Annotated in this window: 20 protein-coding genes; 2 read left to right on the top strand and 18 right to left on the bottom strand. The window is 64.6% G+C overall.

Going from position 1 to position 22,238, the window contains the following annotated elements; all coding sequences use genetic code 11:
* Window positions 1-108 precede the first annotated feature (108 nt).
* Window positions 109-1,152, top strand: a complete 1,044-nt coding sequence (locus tag IVB28_RS28245) for an AI-2E family transporter (protein WP_247530658.1) — start codon at window positions 109-111, stop codon at window positions 1,150-1,152.
* A 114-nt stretch (window positions 1,153-1,266) separates the two neighbouring features.
* On the opposite strand, the gene IVB28_RS28240 is transcribed toward IVB28_RS28245, so the two are convergent.
* The 11 genes from IVB28_RS28240 to IVB28_RS28190 all read right to left on the bottom strand — a co-directional run bounded on the left by IVB28_RS28240 (window position 1,267) and on the right by IVB28_RS28190 (window position 12,495).
* Entirely contained in the window at window positions 1,267-2,439 is a 1,173-nt protein-coding gene (locus IVB28_RS28240; protein WP_247530656.1) for a thiolase family protein, read from the bottom strand.
* Between the two features lie 292 nt (window positions 2,440-2,731).
* Complete coding sequence (gene serA / locus IVB28_RS28235; protein ID WP_247530654.1) at window positions 2,732-4,321, bottom strand: phosphoglycerate dehydrogenase; 1,590 nt, start codon at window positions 4,319-4,321, stop codon at window positions 2,732-2,734.
* Window positions 4,322-4,544: 223 nt separating this feature from the next.
* Window positions 4,545-5,717 (bottom strand): phosphoserine transaminase, encoded by a 1,173-nt coding sequence (locus IVB28_RS28230; RefSeq protein WP_247530653.1) that lies wholly within the window; start codon window positions 5,715-5,717, stop codon window positions 4,545-4,547.
* An 81-nt stretch (window positions 5,718-5,798) separates the two neighbouring features.
* Window positions 5,799-6,005 carry a hypothetical protein gene (locus tag IVB28_RS28225; protein WP_247530651.1) on the bottom strand — a complete coding sequence of 69 codons (207 nt, stop codon included), beginning with the start codon at window positions 6,003-6,005 and terminating at the stop codon, window positions 5,799-5,801.
* 159 nt (window positions 6,006-6,164) lie between these two features.
* Window positions 6,165-6,629, bottom strand: coding sequence for a GNAT family N-acetyltransferase (locus IVB28_RS28220; protein ID WP_247530649.1), 465 nt, complete (start codon window positions 6,627-6,629; stop codon window positions 6,165-6,167).
* A gap of 15 nt (window positions 6,630-6,644) precedes the next feature.
* Window positions 6,645-7,235 (bottom strand): glutathione S-transferase family protein, encoded by a 591-nt coding sequence (locus IVB28_RS28215; protein WP_247530647.1) that lies wholly within the window; start codon window positions 7,233-7,235, stop codon window positions 6,645-6,647.
* A gap of 72 nt (window positions 7,236-7,307) precedes the next feature.
* Window positions 7,308-8,186, bottom strand: coding sequence for an outer membrane beta-barrel protein (locus IVB28_RS28210; protein ID WP_247530645.1), 879 nt, complete (start codon window positions 8,184-8,186; stop codon window positions 7,308-7,310).
* A 167-nt stretch (window positions 8,187-8,353) separates the two neighbouring features.
* Window positions 8,354-9,184, bottom strand: a complete 831-nt coding sequence (locus IVB28_RS28205) for an outer membrane beta-barrel protein (RefSeq protein ID WP_247530643.1) — start codon at window positions 9,182-9,184, stop codon at window positions 8,354-8,356.
* 227 nt (window positions 9,185-9,411) lie between these two features.
* On the bottom strand, window positions 9,412-10,668 hold the full coding sequence (locus tag IVB28_RS28200; protein WP_276576219.1) for an MFS transporter: 1,257 nt from the start codon (window positions 10,666-10,668) through the stop codon (window positions 9,412-9,414).
* A gap of 97 nt (window positions 10,669-10,765) precedes the next feature.
* Window positions 10,766-12,112 (bottom strand): phosphoglucosamine mutase, encoded by a 1,347-nt coding sequence (glmM, locus tag IVB28_RS28195; protein WP_247530641.1) that lies wholly within the window; start codon window positions 12,110-12,112, stop codon window positions 10,766-10,768.
* Between the two features lie 215 nt (window positions 12,113-12,327).
* Complete coding sequence (locus tag IVB28_RS28190; protein ID WP_247530640.1) at window positions 12,328-12,495, bottom strand: hypothetical protein; 168 nt, start codon at window positions 12,493-12,495, stop codon at window positions 12,328-12,330.
* Between the two features lie 108 nt (window positions 12,496-12,603).
* Here IVB28_RS28190 and IVB28_RS28185 point away from each other — a divergent pair, with 108 nt between their 5' ends.
* Window positions 12,604-13,746 (top strand): alpha-hydroxy acid oxidase, encoded by a 1,143-nt coding sequence (locus IVB28_RS28185; RefSeq protein WP_247530638.1) that lies wholly within the window; start codon window positions 12,604-12,606, stop codon window positions 13,744-13,746.
* Between the two features lie 112 nt (window positions 13,747-13,858).
* Here IVB28_RS28185 and IVB28_RS28180 read toward each other — a convergent pair whose 3' ends face one another.
* The 7 genes from IVB28_RS28180 to IVB28_RS28150 form a co-directional block, all read right to left on the bottom strand.
* Window positions 13,859-14,437, bottom strand: a complete 579-nt coding sequence (locus tag IVB28_RS28180; protein WP_247530916.1) for a hypothetical protein — start codon at window positions 14,435-14,437, stop codon at window positions 13,859-13,861.
* 113 nt (window positions 14,438-14,550) lie between these two features.
* Window positions 14,551-15,390, bottom strand: a complete 840-nt coding sequence (locus IVB28_RS28175) for a shikimate dehydrogenase (protein ID WP_247530635.1) — start codon at window positions 15,388-15,390, stop codon at window positions 14,551-14,553.
* A gap of 98 nt (window positions 15,391-15,488) precedes the next feature.
* Entirely contained in the window at window positions 15,489-17,231 is a 1,743-nt protein-coding gene (locus IVB28_RS28170; protein WP_247530633.1) for a SulP family inorganic anion transporter, read from the bottom strand.
* A 97-nt stretch (window positions 17,232-17,328) separates the two neighbouring features.
* Window positions 17,329-17,613, bottom strand: a complete 285-nt coding sequence (locus IVB28_RS28165) for a helix-turn-helix transcriptional regulator (protein ID WP_247530631.1) — start codon at window positions 17,611-17,613, stop codon at window positions 17,329-17,331.
* Between the two features lie 315 nt (window positions 17,614-17,928).
* Window positions 17,929-19,977, bottom strand: coding sequence for an elongation factor G (locus tag IVB28_RS28160; RefSeq protein ID WP_247530629.1), 2,049 nt, complete (start codon window positions 19,975-19,977; stop codon window positions 17,929-17,931).
* A gap of 271 nt (window positions 19,978-20,248) precedes the next feature.
* On the bottom strand, window positions 20,249-20,728 hold the full coding sequence (locus IVB28_RS28155; RefSeq protein WP_247530627.1) for a DUF992 domain-containing protein: 480 nt from the start codon (window positions 20,726-20,728) through the stop codon (window positions 20,249-20,251).
* A 158-nt stretch (window positions 20,729-20,886) separates the two neighbouring features.
* On the bottom strand, window positions 20,887-22,089 hold the full coding sequence (locus tag IVB28_RS28150; RefSeq protein ID WP_247530625.1) for a pyridoxal phosphate-dependent aminotransferase: 1,203 nt from the start codon (window positions 22,087-22,089) through the stop codon (window positions 20,887-20,889).
* Window positions 22,090-22,238 lie beyond the last annotated feature (149 nt).

The raw sequence follows: 22,238 nt of genomic DNA, 5'->3' as shown, positions 1-22,238 counted from the left end.
TCCGACCGACTGAAATCCGGCGCATCGAAGAAGCCCGCTGTTAAGCGGAGCGATGCCGTTTCAAGGACCGCTGAGCGGAAGGCGCTGCCCTCGGGCGCTTCTGCCCGCATGAACGCTCGGGTCGTCCTGGCGCTCGTGCTGGTCGCACTCGCTTTGTGGACTGCGGCCGGGTTTCTGACGGCGCTGATCTGGGCCGCAATTCTCGCAACCGCGCTTTGGCCGCTCTACATCAGTTTCGCCACACGCCTTGCCTCGGGTCCGTCCAACCTCACCGCTCTCGCTTTCACGCTCATGGTCGCACTCATCCTGGTGGCTCCCATGTCACTCGCGGTCTACCAGCTCGCCCAGCAGGGCGACGTGCTGGTCAGCTGGTTGAAGCGGGCCGGAGAGAGCGGGGTCGACGTCCCGGATTGGCTTTCGCGCCTGCCTGTTGCCGCGGAAAGCATCCAGCAATGGTGGCGCGCCAACCTCTCCGATCCCAAGGCGGCGAGCGCATGGTTGAAATCAATCAATGCGGACAACGCATCCGATCTGTTTCGAACGTTCGGCGGACAGCTGCTCCATCGGTTGTTCATGCTGTTGTTTTCGCTACTGGCTCTGTTCGTCCTGCTCCGCAATGGCCGGTTGATCGCGAACCGCTTTCTGGAAACGTCCGATCGGCTTTTTGGCGAGGCCGGCGAGGGTCTCGTCGAGAGGATGGTCGCCGCCACCCGCGGGACCGTGAACGGCACGGTGCTGGTCGCCTTGGGCGAGGGCCTATTGATCGGCGTCGGGTATCTGATCGCGGGCGTGCCGAATGCCATCGTATTTACGATCCTCACGGCGGCGTTTGCGATGCTTCCCTTCGGCGCCTGGCTGGCATTTAGCGCCGCGGCGCTGATCCTCGCCAGCGGCGGGGGCAGCGGGCTTGCAGCCGCCGGCGTATTCTGCTGGGGCGCGGTCGTGATGTTTGCCGGCGATCATTTCGTGTGGCCGACCCTTGTGGGTGACTCGGCGCGGCTTCCGTTCCTGCTGGCATTCGTCGGAATCTTCGGCGGCCTTGCTGCCTTCGGTCTGCTCGGCCTGTTTCTCGGCCCTGTGATCATGGCGGCCTTGCTGGCGGTTTGGCGCGAATGGATCTTCCGACCTGCGCTCCAGGAGAAGGCAGGCTGAGACATCGCGTCATGGCCGCAGACCGTAAGCCTACCGAGCGAACAGGTTCCGGAAAACGAACACGGCGCCTTTCGGCGCCGTGCTTGCAGTATTGAAGTCCGTTTGGGGATCGGCTCAGCTGTAGATCTCGAACAGCCCGGCGCCGCCCTGGCCACCGCCAATGCACATCGTCACCACGCCCCACTTGGCCTTGCGGCGCGCGCCTTCCTGCAGCAGATGGCCGGTGAGACGGGCGCCCGTCATGCCGAAGGGATGGCCGATCGCGATCGAGCCGCCGTTGACATTGTACTTGGCGGGATCGATGCCGAGCTGGTCGCGGCAGTACAGGCATTGGCTGGCGAAGGCTTCGTTGAGCTCCCACAGATCGATGTCATCGACCTTGAGGCCGGTGCGCTTGAGCAGCTTCGGAATCGCGAACACCGGGCCGATGCCCATCTCGTCCGGCTCGCAGCCGGCGGTCGCCCAGGCGACGAAACGGCCGAGCGGCTTGAGGCCGCGCTTCTCGGCGTCCTTGGCCTCCATCAGCACCACCGCCGCGGCGCCGTCCGAGAGCTGACTGGCATTGCCGGCCGTGACCGACTTGCCGGGGCCCTTCACCGGCTCGAGCTTGGCAAGGCCCTCCATCGTGGTCTCGGGCCGGTTGCACTCGTCGCGGTCGACGACGTAGTCGACGATGCTCTCGGCCTTGGTCTGCTTGTCGACCACCTTCATCTTGGTCTTCATCGGGACGATCTCGTCCTTGTACTTGCCCGCCTGCTGCGATGCCGCCATGCGGCGCTGCGATTCCAGCGAGAACTCGTCCTGATATTCGCGGCTGAGCTTGTAGCGCTCGGCGACGATGTCGGCGGTATCGATCATCGCCATGAAGATATCAGGGGCGACCTTGAGCAATTCAGGATCAATCGATTCCTTCGGCGTGCCGCCGCCCGGCATCGAGATGCTCTCGACCCCGCCGGCGACGATGCAGTCGGCGCCGTCCGAGCGGATCGAGTTGGCGGCCATCGCGATGGTCTGCAGCCCCGAGGAGCAGAAGCGGTTCACCGAGACGCCGGCCGTGGTCTTCGGCAGGCCGGCGAGCAGCGCGGCCTGACGGCCGATGTTCGGCGCGCCATGGGCGCAATTGCCGAGATAGCAATCCTCGACATAGTCCTTCTCGACGCCGGCGCGGTCGACCGCGTGATGAATGGCATGGGCCGCAAGCGACATCGGCGGCGTGATATTGAACCCGCCGCGGCCTGATTTTGCGAGGCCCGTGCGTGCGTAGGAAACGATGACGGCTTCACGCATTGTTTTCTCCCTTTTTGAACGATTTTGACCGGAGCGTCGGTCTAGGTCTTCTCGGCGCCATTGGTACACAATGTTTGGAGGCCGCGGGGAAAATATGGCGTCGCGCGAGGGCCAAACAAAACGCCGCCCTCGCGAGAGGGCGGCGTTGTTCCGCGGGTCGGAATATCAATGCGAGCATTACTCTATCCACTCGTCATGCCCGGGCTTGTCCCGGGCATCCACGTTCTTTCTCCGACCGGGCAAGACGTGGATGGCCGGGTCAAGCCCGGTCATGACGACGGTAAGAGTTTGATCAGAACGTCAGCGCCTTGACCTGCTTGACCTGCGGCAGGGCCTGCACCTTGGCGAGCAGATCGGCCGGCACCGCGCCGTCGACCTCGATCAGCGCGATGGCATCGCTGCCGGGCGCGACGCGGCCGAGGTGGAAGGTCGCGATGTTGATCTTGGCATCGCCGAGCAGGCTCGCGAACTTGCCGATGAAGCCCGGCTTGTCCTCGTTGGTGACGTAGATCATCGACTTGCCGAACTCGGCGTCGACCCGGATGCCCTTGATGTCGACGAGGCGCGGCTTGCCGTCGGCGTAGACGGTGCCCGAGACCGACCGCTCCTGCCGCTCCGTGGTGACGGTGACCGTGATCAGACTCTCATAGTCGCTCTGGGCGGCGCGGACGATCTCGTCGACCACCATGCCGCGCTCCTTGGCGACGACGGGCGCCGACACCACGTTGACCTCGCCCAGCATCGGGCGCAGCAGGCCCGACAGCACGGCGGAGGTGATCGCCTTGATCTTCATCTCGGCGACGTGGCCCTCATAGGTGATCTCGACCTTGAGGATGCCGCTCTCGGTGAGCTGGCCGGCAAACGAGCCGAGCTTCTCGGCGAGCGAGATGAACGGCTTCAGCTTCGGCGCCTCTTCCGCCGTGATCGAGGGGAAATTGACCGCGTTCGAGATCGCGCCGGTGAGCAAATAATCCGACATCTGCTCGGCGACCTGGAGTGCGACGTTCTCCTGCGCTTCCGTGGTGGAGGCGCCGAGATGCGGCGTGCAGATCACGTTGGGATGACCGAACAGCACGTTCTTGGTCGCGGGCTCCTCGACGAAGACGTCGAAGGCGGCGCCGGCGATGTGCTTGGCGTTGAGCGCATCGAGCACCGCCTGCTCGTCGACGAGACCGCCGCGGGCGCAGTTGATCAGGCGCACGCCCTTCTTCATCTTGGCGATGGCGGCCGCATCGATAATGTTTTTGGTTTTCTCGGTCAGCGGCGTGTGCAACGTGATGAAGTCGGCGCGCTTGAGCAAATCGTCGAGCTCGACCTTCTCGACGCCGATGTCCCTGGCGCGCTCCGGCGACAGGAACGGATCGAACGCGATCACCTTCATGCGCAGGCCGAGCGCGCGGTCGGCGACGATCGAGCCGATGTTGCCGCAGCCGACGACGCCGAGCACCTTGCCGGTGATCTCGACGCCCATGAAGCGGTTCTTCTCCCACTTGCCGGCCTGGGTCGAGGCGTCGGCCTGCGGGATCTCGCGGGCGAGCGCCAGCATCAGGGTGATCGCGTGCTCGGCGGTCGTGATCGAATTGCCGAACGGCGTGTTCATCACGATGATGCCCTTGGCCGTGGCGGCGGGGATCTCGACATTGTCGACGCCGATGCCGGCTCGGCCGATCACCTTGAGGTTGGTCGCCTTGTCGAGGATTTTTGCGGTCGCCTTGGTCGCGGAGCGGATCGCAAGGCCGTCGTAATTGCCGATGATCTCGGCGAGCTTGTCCTTGTCCTTGCCGAGATTGGGCTGGAAGTCGACCTCGACGCCGCGGTCTTTGAAGATCTGCACGGCGGCGGGCGAGAGCGCGTCGGAAATGAGTACTTTGGGTTTGGTCATGAGGATGTGTCCTTCACCGTCCCTAAGGGAAGATCGGCCCGCGGGCCGGAAATGCGTGAGTGGCTCGGAAGCTTTGTGTTCTCCCTCTCCCCGTTCTCAAGGGGAGAGGATTGGGGTGATGGGCAGCCACAGGCAAAGTGCTCGTGGAGAGAGCGCCCCTCACCCGGATCGCTGCGCGACCCGGCCTCTCCCGTAAGAACGGGGAGAGGCGAAGAAAGAAAACTTACGCCGCCTTGGCGAGCGCGGCCCTGGTCTCGGCGAAAGCCCAATCGATCCACTGCGTCAGCAACTCGACGTCCTTGGCCTCGACGGTGGCGCCGCACCAGATGCGCAGGCCGGCCGGCGCGTCACGGTAATAGGCGAAGTCGTAGCCGGCGCCTTCCTTCTCGACCAGCGCGACCAGCTTCTTGCTGAACTCGGCCTGCGCGTCCTCGGACAGCGAGGTGATGGCGGGATCGGTGAACTTGAGGCACACCGAAGTGTTGGAGCGGATCGCGGCATCCTTGGCCAGGAAGTCGATCCACGGCGTCTTCGCCTTCCAGTCGGCGAGCACCTTGGTGTTGGCGTCGGCACGCGCGATCAGCGCCTTCAAGCCGCCGATCGACTTCGCCCAGTTCAGCGCGTCGAGGTAATCCTCGACGCAGAGCATCGACGGCGTGTTGATGGTCTCGCCGACGAAGATGCCTTCGTTGATCTTGCCGCCCTTGGTCATGCGGAAGATTTTCGGCAGCGGCCAGGCCGGCTTGTAGGTCTCGAGACGCTCGACGGCGCGGGGCGACAGGATCAGCATGCCGTGCGCAGCCTCGCCGCCGAGGGCCTTCTGCCAGGAGAAGGTGACCACGTCGAGCTTCGCCCAGTCGAGCGGCTGCGCGAACGCGGCCGACGTCGCGTCGCAAATCGTCAGGCCGGCGCGATCCGCCTTGATCCAATCGGCGTTCGGCACGCGCACGCCCGACGTGGTGCCGTTCCAGGTGAAGACGACGTCGCTCGCGGGATCGACCTTCGAGAGGTCGGGGATCTCACCATAGGCTGCGTTCAGCTTGGTGACGTCCTTGAGCTTCAATTCCTTGACGATGTCGCTGACCCAGCCTTCGCCGAAGGATTCCCAGGCGAGCGTGGTGACGGGGCGCGCACCCAGCAGCGACCACAGCGCCATCTCGACCGCGCCGGTATCGGAGGCCGGCACGATGCCGATGCGATAATCGGCAGGCACCTCGAGCACTTCGCGCGTCAGATCGATCGCGAGCTTGAGCTTGGTCTTGCCGACCTTCGCGCGATGCGAGCGGCCGAGCGCTGCGTCCTTGAGATTTTGGGCGTTCCAGCCGGGGCGCTTGGCGCAGGGGCCGGAGGAAAAATGCGGCACGTCCGGCCGCGAAGCGGGCTTCGCTACAGTCATAATATCTACCCTTCCAGATAGTCAGCCTCCCGTTGGGGGGAGGTGTCCCGCCGCGGCTGATACGGGAAACGGAAAGAGTCGTCAAGGAAGTTCCGGCGCCTCACGGCGGAGTGATGGTGTTTCGGCTGCGATACCAGGGGATTCAACGACCGCGAGCGCATTCAGCAAGTCCGTGGCCTCGCTGATCAATTGCGCCGCCCGGCGGCGGCTGCCGACTTTCAAAATGCATTTGTCATTGGCCTGCACGACATAGTCGTTGCCGACCTTGATCATCGAATAATTTGTCATCGAAATCCCCGAACCGAGCGAGCCCGGTGTCAGACGCCGCCGTAGCACCGATCGTTCCATCATCAACGTGAACGACCGACGGGTAGTTTACCGCCTCTTAACATGAACGAATGCGCGATCTGAATTTGCTGATTGCGCAAGGCCCGCAAAGCAGCTGGCTCAAAAGCGGACAGTCATGCCGACGTGACTCGCTGTGAATCCGAGCCGCTTGTAGAAGCGCTGCGCATCGACGCGCGTCTGATGCGTCAGCAGTTCGACCAGATTGCAGCCGCGCGCCTTTGCTTCCGCGATCGCCCACTGCACCAATCGCTCGCCGATACCGCGGCTGCGGCAATCAGCGGCAACGCGCACGTCTTCGAGCAGACCGCGTACGCCGCCTTGCGAGCTGATGCCCGGCAGAACAGCAAGTTGCAGGCAGCCGACCACCTTGCCCTCGATCTCGGCCACCACGAGCGTCAGATTCGGATCGCGCTCGACCCGCGCGAATGCATCGTAATAGGCGGCGGGCAACGGATCCTCGACGCGCTCGCGCGCGCGGCCGAGATGATCGTCGGCGAGCATCGCCACGATCGCGGGAACGTCGCCCAGGCGGGCGCGGCGAATGGAGACGGATTCGGCGCTCATGTGGAAACTCCGGGCTCAATGCGCCGGCGGAAGGCCGAGAAACGCTTCGACTTCGCCGATCCAGCGCCGGACGGAAGCATAGCGGCCGAGGTCGAAGCCGCCTTCATGCGCCACGCGGGTATAGGCGAGCAGCGAGACGTCGGCGAGCGAAACTTCCCCACCGGCAAAGAAGCGGCTTGCCGCCAGATGCTGCTCCATGCGGTCGAGCGCCGCATAACCGCGCTTGACTTTTTCAGGATCGAGCTCGGAGGCGTCCTTGCCGAGATAGACGAGCAGGAAGCGGCACACCGCGATGTAGGGCTCGTGGCTGTATTGTTCCCAGAACAACCATTCGTCCATCTTTGCCGCAGCGAAGGCATCGCGCGGAACGAGCGCGCTGTCGCGGGCGAGGTAGCGGATGATGGCGTTGGACTGAGCCAGCGTGCGGCCGTCGTCGAAGGCGACGGTGGGCACCTGGCCGGCGCCGTTCATCCCAAGGAATTGCGGCGTGCGAGTCTCGCCCTTTCGGGTGTCGATCTCGACCCACTGATAGGGCAATGCGAGCTTGTCGCAGACCCACTTCACCTTGAGGCAATTGCCGGAATTGCTGTCGCCGTAGACCTTCATCGCTGCCGCCCCGCTTTGGAGCGACAGAGCATCAGGACGCCGCCGCTCTGTCAACCGGCTGCGTGCGGCAGTCTAGAACTTGTAGCCGGCGCCGACACGGAAGTTGTTCAGGCCAACGGTGATGTTCTTCACATCCGAGAAGCCGATATGCTCCCATTCGCCGCGAATGAGGAAGTTGTTGTAGATGGCGTATTCGACACCGATGCCGGCCGTCCATCCGTACATGAAGGCGTTTGTGCGTTGCTCGGTCTTGTTCAGCGTGCCCGAACCGGCCGGCACATGCCGATGAACGGTCGTGGTCACGCCGCCAACGACCACGGACTCGTCGTAGTCGTCCCACTTCTGATAAGAAACGGTCGCAAATCGCGAAACCTCGGCGCGCCCGACAGCCACGCCTGCGAAGGCATAGGGCATAAACTCGCCGCCGTCCCAGCCGATCCGGCCGCGGAAGGTGGCGTAATCCTTTAACTTCAGTGAAGCGCCACCGCCCAGGGTGGTGTCATAGGTATAGGTATGGCCAGTTGGACCCGTCTCGCCGTCCAGAAGGCGCGTCATGGAATCGCTGGCAGAACTCGAGATGTTGTTCATGTAGCTGTAATTGGCTTCGACGCCCATCACGGCATCGTAGATCTGCCAGTTCTTGCCCACATAGGCGCCGAACCCGGTCGACTGCACGTGGTTCTTCGGCAGCAGCGACCAGCCACCGACCGGCGCCTGCAGGATGCTGTTGCGAAGCATGAAGTCGGTCATTGACTTCGGGGCGTGACTGAAATCGATGTCGGTCGTGGCGAAGCCGAACTGGCCGCCGACATAGAAGCCGTCCCAATTGACGGAGGACTTCGACAGGCCATCGGTGAAGCTGCCGCGCAGGATCGGCAGGTCCGGCAAATCGGCCGCGCGCGCGGCAGACACCGTCCCAAATATCGCTGCCGCCAACATCAGCCTACGCATCGCAACGCTCCATCGGACTCGAACTGTTGCGATGATCATCGCCTGTTAACCTTAACCAATGGTTGCGCCAGGCGCTTTCGTCGCGATCGAGCCATGAAAATCCGCAAAGCAAAACGGCGCGGGTTGATCCCGCGCCGTTAAGAAATCCTAACCGATCGAAGTGTCGATCAGCCCTTGGTGATCAGCGGCGGCGGCATATAGGCCGGCGGGCTGCTGAGGTCCCAACGCACGCCGAGCTTGATGTCGTGCGAGGTGATGTCTCTGACCTTGATCGACGTCGGGCCTGAAGCGCTGTTGTCGAACAAACGGTAGTTGCCAGGCGCGCCGTCGCCGAGGTTCATGTAGCTGTAGGCGAGTTCGACGGTGAACCCGGGATTGACCTTGTAAGCGAGACCTGCGTGAGCGGCCCAGGCAAGATTCCACTTTCCGTTGTCGGCGAAGTAGGCGACGCTGTTGTTGAGCAGCGGGTTGTAGGACACGCCGTCGTCGCGGAAGCCGCTGATCTTGTTGTAGGAGCCGCCGACACCGGCGCCGATGAACGGGGTGATGCACCACCATGTGCCGAGATCGACATAGGCGTTGGCCATCACGACCCACTCGGACTTGCTGCCGCTGTAATTGTTGACGCCGACGAAGCCGGGTCCGAAAACGTTGTCACTGCCGTGCAGATTGGATTTACCACGGTACTGGCCGATCACGTCGGCGCGGAACCAGTTGTTGAAGCGATAGCCGACGCCGAGATCGAACAGCCCGGCCGAGTCGAAGCCGAGGCCTTCGGTCGACTTCGAATAACCAGCCGGAAGGGCGCTCTCGATGCGCTTGGCGCTCTGGTTGGTCATGCCGACATCACCACGCAGATACCAGCCGCCGAAATCGGCGGGCGGAGCGGGCGGCGCGTACATGGGAGGGGGCGCCGCGATCGGCATGTCGGCGGCAAACGCCATCGACGAGATCAGGGTTGCCGCACCCGCGGCAAGGAGAGACTTAACGCTACGCATTGGCTTCGTCCTTTTGGCCGGTGAGGCAAACACGCAGGCCTCACGTTCTGGAAACTCACGAAGCGGACGATGCCAGCAAATGTTTAAGCGCCACTTAACCCTAATTTTTAAGGTTGATTTTTTCTCTACCCTCGCGCGGATGCGGCTGGAGCGTTGCAAAAATGCGGCGGTAGCGCGCCGCAATTGCTAACGATTGATGAAGCCGCAATGCAGCGAAACAAGCTTTGTTAACGCCTGTGCTGGGGCAGCCTGGGCAGGAACACCGCAAGCAGGCCGATCGCCGGCAGATAGGCGCAGACCTGGTAAACGAACTCGATCGAGGTGTGGTCGGCAAGCTTGCCGAGCACGGCGGCCCCGAGGCCCCCGATGCCGAAGGCGACGCCGAAGAACACGCCGGAGATCATGCCGAATCTGTGCGGCACCAGTTCCTGCGCGAACACGATGATCGATGACGTCGTCGAAGAGATGATCAGGCCGATGATGACTGACAGCACCGCACTCGCATAGAGCCCGGCATAAGGCAGCGCCAGCGTGAACGGCAGCGCACCCAGGATCGAAATCCAGATCACGATCTTGCGGCCGAAGCGATCGCCCAAGGGACCGCCCAGAAACGCGCCGACCGCGTTCGCCGCGAGGAAGATGAAGAGATACATCTGCGCTGCCTGCGTCGACACGCCGAAGCGGTCGATCAGGTAGAAGATGTAGTAGCTCGACAGGCTCGAGACGTAGAGCTGCTTTGAGAACAGCAGTGCGACCAGCACGAGCAGCGCGACGGCGACCCGGCGCGAGTTCGGCGCGTCGGGATGGGACTGAACCGCCGCGGTCTTCTTCGCCGTGATCTGCGGCGCATACCAGCGGCCGATGCGCCAGAGGATGAGGATCGCGAGGAACGCGATCGAGGAGAACCAGGCGATGCTGCCCTGCCCGAACGGCACCACGATCAGCGCCGCCAGCACCGGCCCCATCGAGGTGCCGAAGCTGCCGCCGAGCTGAAATACCGATTGCGCAAAGCCGTAGCGGCCGCCGGAAGCAAGCCGCGCGATGCGCGCGGACTCCGGATGAAACACCGCCGAGCCGAGACCGACCAGCGCGGCGGCGACGAGAATGACGAGATATTGCTGCGCGGCACTGAGCAGCAGCAGGCCGAAGAAGGTCGAGGCCATGCCGATCGCCAGCGAATAGGGCTGGGCCTTCTTGTCGGTGTAGTGCCCGACCACCGGCTGCAGCAGCGAGGCCGTGAACTGGAAGGCCAGCGTGATCATGCCGATCTGCGCGAAGTCGAGCGCGTAGGTGTCCTTCAGGATCGGATACACCGAGGCGATCAGCGACTGCATGGTGTCGTTGAGGAAGTGCGAGAAGCTGATGCCCGCAAGCACGACATAGGCCGGCCCTGCGGCCGCGGTCGACTTGGCGGCGGGCGTCACGTCGCTGACGACGATGGGCTCAGTCAGCGTTTCCTCTGAGACGACGACAGGCTTATTCAATGGTACATCCCGGCAGGCGCGGCAGATTGCCGCGACCCGCTAGTTACGATGCGTGCGGCGGCCGATCCACCGCCAATCGCCCATGGCTGGGATGCGGCTAGGCCGCCGCTGCCTGTCCGAGCGCCGAGACGATGGTATCGACGACGTCCTCGACCAGACTGCGGTCCTCACCTTCGCCCATGACCCGGATCACCGGCTCGGTGCCGGAGGAGCGGATCAGGAGGCGGCCGTGGCCGTTGAGACGCTGCTCGCCGTCGGAAATCGCCGATTTGACGTCGGAATTGTCCAGCGGCTTGCCGCCCTTGTGGCGGACGTTCTTGAGGATCTGCGGCAGCGGATCGAAGCGGTGGCAGACTTCCGACACCGGCCGGCGCAGCTTCTGCACCACCGCCAGCACCTGCAATGCGGCAACGAAGCCGTCGCCGGTGGTGGCGTAGTCGGACAGGATGATGTGGCCGGACTGCTCGCCGCCCAGATTGTAGCCGCCGTTCAGCATCTGCTCGAGCACGTAGCGGTCACCGACCGGCGTGCGCACGAGATCGAGCCCCTGCCCATTCAGGAAGCGCTCGAGGCCGAGATTGGACATCACGGTGGCGACGATGCCCGGACGCGACAGCCGGCCGTCTTCCTTCCAGCTCTGCGCGATCACCGCCAGCAACTGGTCGCCGTCGACGACATGGCCGCGCTCGTCGACCAGGATGACGCGGTCGGCGTCGCCATCGAGCGCAATGCCGATGTCGGCGCGCATCTCGCGCACCTTCTTCGACAGCGCTTCCGGCGACGTCGAGCCGCAGTCCTTGTTGATGTTGAAGCCGTCGGGCTCGACGCCGATCGGCACCACGTCGGCGCCCAGCTCCCACAGCGCTTCCGGCACCACCCTGTAGGCGGCGCCGTTGGCGCAATCGATCACGACGCGCAGGCCCTCGAGCGAGAGATCGCGCGGCAAGGTGCGCTTGGCGAATTCGATGTAGCGGTCATGCACGCCGTCGATGCGGCGGGCGCGCCCCAGGCTCGCGCTCTGTGCGAGCCGCTTGTCGATGGGCTCGTCGAGCAGCTGCTCGATCTGCCGCTCGACATCGTCGGAGAGCTTGAAGCCCTGCGGGCCGAACAGCTTGATGCCGTTGTCCTCGAACAGATTGTGAGAGGCCGAGATCATCACGCCGAGATCGGCGCGCATCGACTTGGTCAGCATCGCGACCGCCGGCGTCGGCATCGGGCCGACCAGCAGCACGTCCATGCCGACAGAGGTGAAGCCCGCGACCATCGCGTATTCGATCATGTAGCCGGACAGGCGGGTGTCCTTGCCGATCACGACCCGATGGCGATGATCACCGCGCTGAAACGCAAGGCCGGCGGCCTGGCCAACCTTGAGCGCGAGCTCCGGCGTGATCAGTCCGTTGGCGCGGCCCCGAATCCCGTCGGTCCCGAAATATTTGCGGCTCATATCGTCCCCCGAGCAACAACCAGGGATCCCCCCGACAACCACGGGGTGCCCGAACGGGCCCCGCATCCCTGATTTGCCGGGTTCTTATAATGCCTGTGCGGCTAACTTGGCTTCAAAAAATATGATGAATCATTACGGAACCGGCACTACCGCTCCGTTAACGTCTTGTTAGCATTATACTTCCTGCCGGTGGCGCCGGAACAGCGCGGAACCGCTTAGTCGCTGCGCTTCACATGGCTATCCCCGCGGCTCGGCGCCGGCTGGGTGACGTTGACGGGATCGGAGCCCGGAAAGGTCTCCTCCAGCCCCTCTTCCAGCGCCTCCTCGAGATCACGCTTCTCCTTGATCTCTTCCGGCGAAGGTCCAGCGTGCGGCCTCGTCATGACGCTCTCCTGCAAAACGTTCTGCAAACGATTTGGCTGTGCATCCAACCATGCTAGATGACCTCGAAATCTTCCGATGCAAGAGTGAGACGGGCCGGGGAAACGAGCATGAAGCATATTACCTGTATCGACGATCTTCGCGCCCTCCATAAGCGCCGCGTGCCGAAGGCGTTCTTCGACTATTGCGACCGGGGCTCTTATGCCGAGGAAACGCTGCGCGCCAATCGCGACGACATGCAGGCGATCAAGTTCCGCCAGCGCATTCTGGTCGACGTCTCCAAGCGCGACACCTCGACCACGATCCTCGGCGAGCCCTCGGCCATGCCGCTGATGCTCGCGCCCGTCGGCCTGCTCGGCATGCAGCATGGCGACGGCGAGATCCACGCCTGCCGCGCCGCGCAAGCCGCCGGTATCCCGTTCACGCAATCGACCATGTCGATCTGCTCGATCGAGGACATCGCCGCCAATGTCGAGAAGCCGTTCTGGTTCCAGCTCTACGTCATGAAGGACCGCGGCTTCATCAACGAATTGATCGAGCGCGCGATCGCGGCCAAGTGCAGCGCGCTCGTGCTCACCGTGGACCTCCAGGTGATTGGCCAGCGCCATGCCGACATCAAGAACGGCATGACGGTGCCCCCCGAATGGTCGCTGTCGAAGCTGCTGGATTTCGCCAGCAAACCCGCCTGGGTCTCCGGCGTGCTGCAAGGCAAGCGCCGCACCTTCGGCAACATCGCAGGTCACGTGAAGAACACCGAGGATCTCAACCGCCTTGCCGAATGGACGGCGTCGCAGTTCGACACCTCGCTGAGCTGGAAGGACGTCGAGTGGGTCCGCAGCATCTGGCCGGGCAAGCTCGTCATCAAGGGCATCCTCGACGTCGAGGACGCCGAGGAAGCCGCCAAGACCGGCGCGCAGGCCCTCGTCGTCTCCAACCATGGCGGCCGTCAGCTCGACGGCGCGCCGTCATCGATCGAGGTGCTGCCCGAGATCGCGGACGCGGTCGGCGACAAGATGGAGATCATGTTCGACGGCGGCATCCGCTCCGGCCAGGACGTGATGCGCGCGCTCGCGCTCGGCGCAAAATCCTGCATGATCGGCCGCGCCTACGCTTATGGCTTAGGGGCCGGCGGCCAGGCCGGCGTCGCCAAGGCGATCGACATCATCCAGAAGGAGCTGCTCACCACCATGGGCCTGTGCGGCGTCAACCGGATCGACGAGATCGACGACCATATCATTGCAGCCGCGCCTTAGAGCGTAGGGTGGGCAAAGGCGCACTTGCGCCGTGCCCACCACTTTCCAGCGTCTCGCAAAGGTGGTGGGCACGGTTCGCTTTGCCCAGCCTACGAGTTCAGCGTTCAACCTCTCACATCGGCGGCGTGATTCCGTCCCGCCCGACATTCACCCTGTTGGCCTCCAGCGAGCCGTCATCCTTCTTCGCCGCGCCGAAGATGATCAGCTTGGCGCCGGGCTTGAGCTCCGTTTTGTCGCTGGCGATGAAGGTGACGATCGGGGTGTCCGGCGGCACCACCACCTTCTTCTCGCCGTCCTTGTACTTGACCGTGATGTTCTGGCCATCGGTGCCCTTCACCGTCTGCGCAACAGTTGCGTTGGTCATGGTCGAGTTGGCACGGGCATCCCAGGGACGGAAACCTTCGGCCGCGCCGCGCTGGTTTTCGGGGAAAATGTGCACCGCGATCGCCTTCTGCGTGCCGTCGGGCTCGGGCAGGCCGGTCACACCGATGTAAGAGCCGTCCTTGATCTCCGACAACGACGTCTTGACCACGGCAAAGACGGCGACATTGTCGGTCATGCGCACCTTCACGTCGCTGCCTTCGCGCGTCCTGACGCCGAGCGTGTTGCCGTCGATGCTCTCGATCGTGCCGCGGATGCGGACCGTCGGCGTCTGCTGCGCGAAAGCGTGAATGGTCGAGACGGCCACCATCGCGACGGCGATGAGCGGACGTGTGAAAGTCGCACGTTGAACAGTCATGATGGTCTCCGCTTGCCCCTATTGTCCCTACGGACATAGAACTCCGGAGATTACGCGCTATTCTCTCAAGTCTTTGTGAGATCGGCCTCGACCAATGCGCGCAGCTCGGCCGTGACCTCCGGCCGCCGGCCGAACCACAGCTCGAAGCCGCGCACCGCCTGATGCAGCAGCATGCCGAGTCCATCGGCGGTCCTCAGGCCACGCGCCGCTGCGGCCGCGAGCAACGGCGTCACCAGCGGGACATAGACGAGGTCGGCGACGACCGCCGCCCGCGGCAGGCGTGCGAGATCAACATCGAGTGAAGGCTGGCCGTGCATGCCGAGCGAGGTCGTGTTCACAAGAAGTTTTGCGCGGGGCATGACGTCGTTGATGCCGTCCCACGTCACAGGATGCACGCTTGGCCCGAACTCCCTTGCCAGCGCCTCGGCCCGCCCGACGGTGCGGTTGGCAAGATGCACGCGCTTGATGCCGCGTTCGAGCAGCCCGAACACGGCCGCACGCGAGGAACCGCCGGCGCCCAGCACCAGCGCCTCATCGGCAGCGTCCCAGCCGCGCGCGCTGGCGTCGAGATTGTTGATGAAGCCTTCGACGTCGGTGTTGGTGGAGCGCAGCTCGCCGTCGGCAAACCACAGCGTGTTGGCCGCGCCGACGGCCTTTGCGCGGGCATCGGGCGTCGACAGCGCCAGCACGCCTTCCTTGTGCGGGATGGTGACGTTGGCGCCGACGAAGCCGCGCAACGACAGCCGCAGCACGAAATCTCTGAGATCCTCCGGCGGCACCGCCTCGATGAGGTAGCCGCCTTCAATGCCCAGCGTGCGCAGCCAGTAATGATGGATCAGCGGCGAGCGCGAATGCGCGGCCGGCCATCCGATCAGACAGGCTGCAGGAGCTTTGGGCGCGGTCATCTTTCCCTCGGGGTCATGTCCGAGGCGATCCATTTCGCGTCGCGCCCGCTCTGTCAAGCGCGGGCGTCCCAGCGTCGGCCAGGCCGGCCGGCGCGCCGTCAGCTCACCGCCGCCTCCTCGCCCGCGCCGCCCTTGATGTCGGCAATCGCGCGCTCGAGGCTCTGGCGATAGCGCGCGCGCGGCGGCGTCACGCCATGGGTGAGCAGCGCGCGGCGGACCGCGGGTGAAGCCCCCGTGATGAACAGCCGGATTCCCTGGCGGTACGCCTTGGCGGCGACGCGGCCGAGCACGTTGGCGGCGGTCGAATCCAGGAACGGCACCGCGGCGAAATCGACGACGAAGGCCTTGCGCTTGTCGGCGACCCCGTCGAGCACGCCCCCGATGGCGGAGGCGGCGCCGAAGAAGAACGCGCCGGTGATGCGATAGACCAGCACGTCGCGATCGAGCGCAAGCGCAGGATCGTAGGGAATGCGATCGCCATTGCCCTCGTCGGGGCGATCACCGGCGACCAGCGGCGAGCGTTCCTCGATCCCCGTCATCTCCGCCATGCGATGGATGAACAGCACCGCGCCGAGCGCGAAGCCGACCAGGATGCCTTCGGTGAGATCGCGGAAGATGGTCAGCAGGAAGGTCGCGAGCAGCACGATTGCATCACCCCATGACGAGCGCAGCAGCGTCCCGAATTCGTGCTTCTCCGCCATGGTCCAGGCCACCACGACCAGCACCGAAGCGAGCGCGGCCAGCGGGATGTAGCTTGCCAGCGGCGCTGCGATCAGCATGAACAGCAGCAGGAAGACCGAATGCAACATGCCCGCAAGCGGCCCGCGGGCGCCGGCGCGGATGTTGGTCGCGGTGCGCGCGATCAGTCCGGTGACGCAGATGCCTCCGAACAGCGCCGAGCCGATATTGGCGGCGCCTTGCGCCACCAGCTCGCAATTGGAGCGGTGACGACGCCCGGTCATGCCGTCGGCGACCACCGCAGACAGCAGCGATTCGATCGCGGCCAGCAGCGCGAACGCGATCGCATCCGGCAGCACGGCGCTCGCCTTCGCAAGCGAGAACGCGGGGAGCGCTGGCGATGGCAATTCGCGCGGAATGCCGCCAAAGCGCGAGCCGATGGTCTCGACCGGGAGCGAGAACACGGCGCACACGACCGCCGCGAGCACGACCGCGATCAGGATGCCGGGCCAGGACGGCCGCCAGCGGCGCAAGGCGGCGATAATGGCGATGCTGACAATGGCGAGCGCGACGGCGGACGGATTGACGGTATGAAGGCCGCCGGCGAGCGCAACGAGCTTTGGCACGAACTCGCTGGGCTCTTTCCCGGCGAGCGAGATGCCTGAGAGATCGCGGAGCTGGCTGGCGAAGATGATCACGGCGATGCCGGCGGTGAAGCCGACCGTCACCGGATAGGGAATGAATTTGATGTAGGTGCCGACCCGCAGCAGGCCCGCGGCGATCAGGAACAGGCCCGCCATCATGGTGGCGAGAATGACGCCGTCGACGCCGTGACGTTCCGCGGTCGCCGCGACCAATACGATGAACGCGCCGGCCGGTCCGCCGATCTGGAAGCGGCTGCCGCCGAGCAGCGAGGCGATGAAGCCGCCGACGACGGCGGTGTAGAGGCCGCGGTCCGGCGTCACCCCTGAGGCGATCGCGATCGCCATCGACAGTGGCAGTGCCACGATCGCAACCGTCAGGCCCGCGAAGACGTCGGCGCGGAAATCCGTTAGCCCGTAGCCTTCGCGCCATATGGTGACGAGCTTTGGCAGATAGAGTTCGGTAAAGGTCGGCCGACGAAGCTGGCGCAGCTTGCCTGGGTGTTCGCCCGTGATGCTCATTTCAGCAAATTGCTCCGCTGCCCACAACGCTCCGATGCATCGTGCGGCCGCGTATCGGGCGCGACGGTGCGTTAGTTGAGTCTGCTCCCGGGCATGATCATTGCGGGATCACGCTCCCAACCCTACGCGGCGGCCCCGGCTCCTTCAGCCGAACGCCACGTCCGCCGCCTTCGCTGCGCGCCTGTTCGCCGATCAGTTCGACCCCGGCCCGATCAAAGGCTTCGACCACCTTCATCAAGGTCTCGACCACGCCACGAACGTTGCCGGTGCTCGCCTCCATCCGCTGAATGGTCGGCAGCGAAACGCCTGCGAGCTCCGCCAAGGCCCTCTGGTCAATGCCGAGCAACGCGCGCGCTGCCCGCATCTGGAAAGACGTGATCACCTTCGCCTCACGTGTGAAAGATTATAAATGATGTTCTGAACATACACAATGATGTAAAATACATCACTGAGAGCCGAACGCAAGGGGTGGACCACCTCTCGCCTCCCTCCATTGCGACGAGCTCTTGCCCGAAGCAATCCAGACTGGCCCCCGCAGAGACAGTCTGGATTGCTTCGCTGCGCTCGCAATGACGGAGGTTTGGGCGCGGGTTCGGTCAAATGAAACACGGTGCTCGCGGAGACAGCCCGCTCGCTCCCTCTCCTCGTAGCAACGGGAGAGGGAGCGAGCGGTGCATCTCTTACTGCGAGAGTCAGCTCACGCCGCGTGTTGATGCGCGGCGATGATCTGGTCGGCGGCGCGGCCGGTGACTTCGGCCATATGGTCGAACGTGCGGGTGAAGCTGCCGGCCCCTGCCGTGGCCGAGCGCAGCTCCACGATCAGCTCGCCGATCTCGGCTTCCGGCATCATGGCGCGGACGCAGTCCCAGCCGCTCCAGCCGTCGCGGGTGTCGAAGCCGAGGATCTGGCCGCGCCGCGCCGACAGGATCGCGTTGATCTTGGCGGTGGCGTCAGTGGGGCAAACGATCTCGACCACGTGGATCGGCTCCAGCAGCACCGGCTGGCATTGCGGCAGGCCTTCATTGAGTCCGATCCGCGCCGCCGTGCGGAAGGCGAGGTCGGACGAGTCGACACTGTGATAGGAGCCGTCCGTCAGCGTCACCTGCAAATCGGTGACGGGGAAGCCGAGCGGACCGCGCGCCAATCCGTCGACGACGCCTTCCTCCACCGCGCCGATGTAGTTGCGCGGCACGGCGCCGCCCACGACCTTCTCGGCGAACTTAAAGCCCTCGCCGCGCGGCATCGGCCTGATGTCGAGCACGACGTCGCCGAACTGACCGTGGCCGCCGGACTGCTTCTTGTGGCGGCCGCGCTGGGTGATCGGCTTGCGGATGGTCTCCTGATAGCCGATCGCGGGCGGATGCGAGGTGAGCTTGATGCCGAAGCGGTCGCGGAGCCGCTCGCTGGCCACACGCAAGTGCATCTCGCCCTGCCCCCACAGCACGGTGTCGTGAGTCTGGGCGTTCTGCACGACGACGAGCGAGGGATCCTCCTCGTGCAGCCGGGCCAGCGCCTGGCCGAGCTTGACGTCGTCCTTGCGGTCGGTGGCCGCGATCGAGATCGCGAGCACCGGCGGCGTCGGCTCGGCGACGGCCAGCGCGGCCGGCTGGGTCTTGCCGTCCGAGACAGTGTCGCCAGTCTTGACGGGATCGAGTTTGGCGAGCGCCACGGTGTCGCCGGCCTCCGCCGCCGCACGCTTGGTGTCGTAGGCGCCGTTGACGGCGAGGATGCCGGAGATGCGCCCGGATCCGCCGGAAGCCGATTGCAACGTGGCACCGTCGTCGAGATGGCCGGCAAGCAGCCGCGTCAGCGATAGCTTTCCGCCATGCTGCGAATGCAGCGTCTTGAAGACATAGCCAAGCGCATCCTTGGTCTCGGGCACGCCGAGACGTTTTGCCGTCTCCGCGATACCGGGCGCCTCGTGACGCAGCGCCTTCATCAGGCGCAGCACGCCGTTCTCGCGCGCGGCAGCGCCCAGCAGCACCGGGCAGATCAGACCCTCGCGCAACTCGCGGGCGAGATCGTCGAACACGGCATCGCGCGGCGGCTGGATGTCCTCGAGCAGTTGCTCCATCAGCGCATCATCGTGATCGGCGAGCTTCTCCAGCATCGAGAAGCGGGCTTCCTTCTCGCGATCGAGATTGCCGCCTTCGAGCGCGACCACCTCGGAGGCCTTGTGCTCGCGATAGACGAAGGCGCGTTCCAGCGCGAGATCGACGAAGCCCTCGATCAGTTCGTCCTTCCAGATCGGGATTTGGCGCAGCACCAGCGGCACGCGCGAGGCGGGCTGCAGCATTGCGAGCGTCTCGCGGATGCGCTGGCTCGCACGGTCGATCTTGTTGAGGAACAGGAAACGCGGGATCTTCAGCTCCTCCAGCTCGCGCAGGATGATCTGAAGCTGTGGCAGCTTCTTCTCGTCGGCCTCGCAGACCACGATCGCGGCATCGACCGCGGGCAGCGCGGCCCGCATGTCGTGGGCAAACTCGACGGAACCGGGACAATCGAGGAAGGTATAACTATCGCCCATGAAACTCGTGGTGGCGGCAGTCAGCCCGACGGTCATCTTGTGATGACGGGCCTCTGGGGTAGCGTCGCCGACGGAGGTTCCGGCGTCGACGCTGCCGGCGCGCGGGATTGCGCCCGTTCGCGCCAGTATTGCTTCGAGAAGTGTGGTTTTACCGCTTTGGAAAGGGCCCACCAGCGCGATGCACCGTGGACCTCGGGGACTTCTGACGTCTTGTCCCATTCGCCGCCTCCTTGGTGTGGAGCTCGGCCCATGATTGGGTCGGCAAACGCAGATGCTCTGCCCGTCCCCGAGATTTGGCAAGCGTCAAACGTCGCTGCGGTGCGTCGTTGGCGTTCCCACCTCTCCCCGGCGGGGAGAGGTCGAATTGCGCAGCAATCCGGGTGAGGGGCCCGCAGCATTCGGTAAGACTTGAACCCCTCACCCGGATCGCATCTTCGATGCGATCCAACCTCTCCCTTCGGGAGAGGTGAAGCAGCACCATGGTTGGAGCTTAACGGCCCGGCCGGAGTTCCAGGCTCTCGAGGCCGGCGGCGACGCTCAGGCCGACCTGCCCCTGCACGCTGAGCGGCTGGAGCGCGATCGAATTGCTGGAGCCGCCAACCAGCACGTTGCCGCCGAGGCCGACACCGATGGAGGCGCTGCCCTGCGCACCGGCGTAGTTGCCGGCGAGGTCACCCGGTCCGAGCCGGTTCACCGGCGCGAACACACCCCAGGCGAGTGCCGTTTCCTGGGTGATGCCGATGTCGAGGCCCACCTTGCGGACCGTCGCGACGTAGCGGTCGTCGGGCAAGCCGTCGACGCGCAGCACGCAGCCGAGATGGGTCACCGAGCCCACGATGAAGCCGACGCTGGCGCCGCCCCGGCATTCGAGCACGCCCACCTGCACCATTCGCGACTGCGCGCTGGCGCCCGCAACGAAGGCAACAAGGCTCGCAACGGTGAGCCCGGCGAGGAGGAGTGAACGGCGCATGAATGTCTCCGGCGATGAATGTGATGCGAGCATGGAGGCGCGGCACACGCCGCGACGGTCTATGCCACAACAGCTCCGGTGGCGCCAGATCGCGCAGAGCTGAAAGAAAAAGGGCCCGCATTGCGCGGGCCGTTTGATGTCACATCATTTCTGCCAGTTCAGCGCAGATTGCCGCAGAAGCGCTGGATGCGCTTGCAGGCGTCTTCGAGATCCGAGGTCTTGGTCGCGTAGGAGATGCGGAACGCGGGGCCGAGGCCGAAGGCCGAACCCTGCACCACGGCGACGCCTTCGGTCTCCAGCAGTTCGGTGACGAAGGTCTCGTCATTGTCGATCACCTTGCCCGACGGCGCGGTCTTGCCGATCGTGCCGGCGCAGGACGGATAGACGTAGAAGGCGCCCTCGGGACGCGGGCATTCGATCCCCTTGGCCTGGTTGAGCATGGAGACGACGAGGTCGCGCCGCTCCTTGAACACCTTGTTGTTGGCGGGGATGAAGTCCTGCGGACCGTTCAGAGCTTCCACCGCGGCCCATTGCGCGATCGAGGACGGGTTCGAGGTCGACTGCGATTGGATCGTCGACATCGCCTTGATCAGTTGCGCGGGGCCACCGGCATAGCCGATGCGCCAGCCGGTCATGCAATAGGCTTTCGATACTCCATTCACGGTCAGCGTGCGATCGTAGAGCTTCGGCTCGACCTGCGCGACCGTGGTGAACTGGAAGTCGTCATAGACAAGATGCTCGTACATGTCGTCGGTCATCACCCACACGTGGGGATGCTTCACCAGCACGTCGGTGAGCGCCTTCAGTTCCGAGCGCGTATAGGCGGCTCCCGTCGGGTTCGACGGCGAGCACAGGATCACCCATTTGGTCTTCGGCGTGATCGCGCGCTCGAGCGCCTCGGCCTGGAGCTTGAAACCGGTCGCGGCGGTGCAGACCACCGGCACCGGCTCGCCGCCGGCGAGCGCCACCATTTCGGGGTAGCTGACCCAGTACGGCGCGGGGATGATCACCTCGTCGCCCGGATTGATGGTGGCCATCAGCGCGTTGTACAGCACCTGCTTGCCGCCGGTGCCGACGATGATCTGGTTCGGCTTGTAGGCGACGCCGTTCTCGCGCTGAAACTTGGCGATGATCGCCTCCTTCAGCTCGGGAATGCCGTCGACCGCGGTGTACTTGGTCTTGCCGGCCTCGATGGCGTGGATCGCCGCCAGCTTGATGTTGGCGGGCGTGTCGAAGTCGGGCTCGCCGGCGCCAAGGCCGATGACGTTGCGGCCCGCCGCTTTCAGCGCGCGTGCTTTATCCGTGACCGCGATGGTCGCGGACGGCTTCACACGGTCGAGCGCAGCGGCAAGGAAGGACATCGTCATCTCCTGACAAGCGTCGTGAAGCTTTTCGCTTCACGACTCCGATTGTGGGAATGCAGTCACCCTAAAACGGGAGCCGCTGCACCGCAAGAAACTTCGGGCCGATCCCGGAAATACTTACGGACGGCACGCATTTCGAGCGGGAT

The organism is Bradyrhizobium sp. 199, assembly GCF_023073355.1.
Taxonomy (GTDB): Bacteria; Pseudomonadota; Alphaproteobacteria; order Rhizobiales; family Xanthobacteraceae; genus Bradyrhizobium.
The sequence above is the reverse complement of the archived record's forward strand: the minus strand, read 5'-3'. Positions and strand labels throughout refer to the sequence as shown.